This is a genomic window from Pseudomonas sp. SIMBA_068, from assembly GCF_046534705.1.
Taxonomy (GTDB): domain Bacteria; phylum Pseudomonadota; class Gammaproteobacteria; order Pseudomonadales; family Pseudomonadaceae; genus Aquipseudomonas; species Aquipseudomonas putida.
Genome location: NZ_JAWRYI010001330.1, coordinates 1 through 245, shown reverse-complemented (window position 1 = coordinate 245; position 245 = coordinate 1). Strand labels below are relative to the sequence as shown.

Annotated in this window: 1 pseudogene; it reads left to right on the top strand. The window is 65.7% G+C overall.

Features of this window, described 5'->3' with window-relative positions:
- Positions 1–6: 6 nt before the first annotated feature.
- A pseudogene (locus SB756_RS33905) lies at positions 7–245 on the top strand (amino acid permease); the annotation flags it as partial.

Genomic DNA, 245 nt, shown 5'->3' with positions numbered 1-245 from the left:
AACCAACTGCCCCACGGCGAGACCGCTCAGGGCGGCCCGCTGAAACGCGAACTCGGCGAACGGCATATTCGCTTGATGGCCCTCGGCGCCTGTATCGGTGTCGGCCTGTTCCTCGGCTCGGCCAAGGCCATCGAAATGGCCGGCCCGGCCATCATGCTGTCCTACATCATCGGCGGCCTGGCGATCCTGGTGATCATGCGCGCCCTCGGCGAGATGGCGGTGCATAACCCGGTCGCAGGTTCCTT